This window comes from Bacteroidota bacterium, from assembly GCA_034723125.1.
Lineage (GTDB): Bacteria > Bacteroidota > Bacteroidia > CAILMK01 > JAAYUY01 > JAYEOP01.
Genome location: JAYEOP010000472.1, coordinates 1 through 1,966 on the forward strand (window position 1 = coordinate 1; position 1,966 = coordinate 1,966).

Annotated in this window: 1 protein-coding gene; it reads right to left on the reverse strand. The window is 33.8% G+C overall.

The features are described 5' to 3' along the window. Window positions 1–245 precede the first annotated feature (245 nt). Window positions 246–1,966, reverse strand: a 1,721-nt coding sequence (locus tag U9R42_12280; protein MEA3496795.1) for a PKD domain-containing protein, incomplete at its 5' end; no start/stop codon positions are given.

A 1,966-nucleotide genomic window follows, 5' to 3' on the forward strand; every position in this document is an offset into this window, starting at 1 on the left:
GGGTTGTTGCTGTAGGGATTGTTTATTTGTTTATTTGGTGATTTGTTTATTTGGAATTTGACTGCGAACTGCTGACTGGAGACTGCCGACTGCGGACTGGTAATTTGTTTATCCGTAACACATAACTTTTAGTTTTTAGTTTTCAACTCTAAGTACTTTAGGCACTCTAGGCACTTTAAGTACTTCTTTTTGTTTATTCGTAACACATACCTTTTACCTTTTAGTTTTTACCTTTTAGTTTTAACTCACCTCAAAATAATAACACTCCCCTTCAAACTCTCCCTTTTCCCCATAGTTCCTTTGGCGTAAATTTGATAATAATATGCTCCAACCGGACAGACTTTTCCTTTGTATTTTCCATCCCATGAATTGTGAATATCGTTGCTTTCAAATACTTGTTCTCCCCAGCGATTGTAAATTTTTATGTTGTATTCGATTATGAATGTGCCTTTTATTTGGAAGCTATCGTTTACTTCATCTTCGTTTGGTGTGAATGTGTTTGGTGCGTAAATGTGAAATTCTGTTGGAATGCAAACTTCGTTTGAAACGGAATTTACCGAATCTCCTTTTCTTTTTGCCAAAATTCTGTAGCAGTAAAATTCTTGGTTTATTTTTGTAAAACTGTCTGTGAATGTGTAATTTCCTTGTAAAGACAATTCATGAATTGTCTCTACGAGGGTAAATTGATTTTTTGATTTATCAAAAACCTGTAATTCGTAATTTTTAACTCCTTGATTCCATTGCTCGTAAGCAGTCCATTTAAGTTTTGGGTAAATGCTTTTTGCTTCTGTTGTAAGGAGAATGCTTTTACCATAATTTGTGTAATCACTTTTGTAATCGCAACTGTCAATTACAAACATTCTGTAAAAATAGGATTGTTCATCAACTCTGTTGTTAAAATCAAGGAAATCAAATGTTTGATTGTCGCTTGTGCTTAGCTCGTACCAACTAATTCCGTTTTCTGATTTTTCGAGAATATAGATTTTTGGAATTCCCTTTGTTGCTTCTGTCCATTCGATTAGGATGTTTTCATCATCCTCAACTGTTGCCCTAATTATTTCGTTTGCTTTTACGTGTTGTTCTATAAAAAAATATTTTGTTGAATCTGTTGAGCAACCAAAATCACTTGTTGATGTGAGTGTTACGGCTTTTTTACCAGTATCGTTGTAAATGTAATTTGGGTTTTGCAAATGTGAATAATTGCTATCTTCAAATTCCCAAAACCAGCGTTGCACCTTTCCCGAATCAATAAAAGATTTATCGTAAAAAAACATTGTATCTTCAAGGCAGTTGTTGAGGTAAATGTAAGCGGCAAGGGGCATTGGATGGACGTAAACATTCTTTAAAATTGAATCTTTACAGTTTTGGTTGCTTGTAGAAATTATTTTTATCGGATATTTTCCCCAATCGTAAAATGAAAAATTATTTATTGCAGGATTTGTTGATGTTAGACTGTCATCAACAAACCATTGGCGAGTTAAAGTTCCAGAGCTGATTTTTGATTGGTCAACAAAGATAAAGTTGTTTGAATCAAGGCATTGTGTTGAATCATTTATTGAGAAATCTGCTGTTGGGCTTGGATTTACTGTAACTGTTTTTGTGATTGAATCGGGGCAGTTGTAGGAATTTATTCCTTTGAGTTTTACATTAAAAATTCCTGAACTTTGGTATTTGTGATTTGTGTTTGAATCTGTTGAAAACGAACCGTTACCAAAGTCCCAGTAATAATTCAACCTAACAGCATTTGACCAAGCTGTTAGGTTTATGAATTTAAAATTATTTTCGTTAAAGCACTGAACAGAATCAGTAACAGAGAAATCTGCTTTTGGTGAAGGATTGACGATTACGCTTTTTGTAATTGAGTCTTTGCAACCAATAGTTGAAGTAGCAACAAGCTTAACATCAAAAGTATCAAAGCTTGAATATTTCAATTGTTCGTTGGAATCCGTTGAAGTTGTTCCGTTGC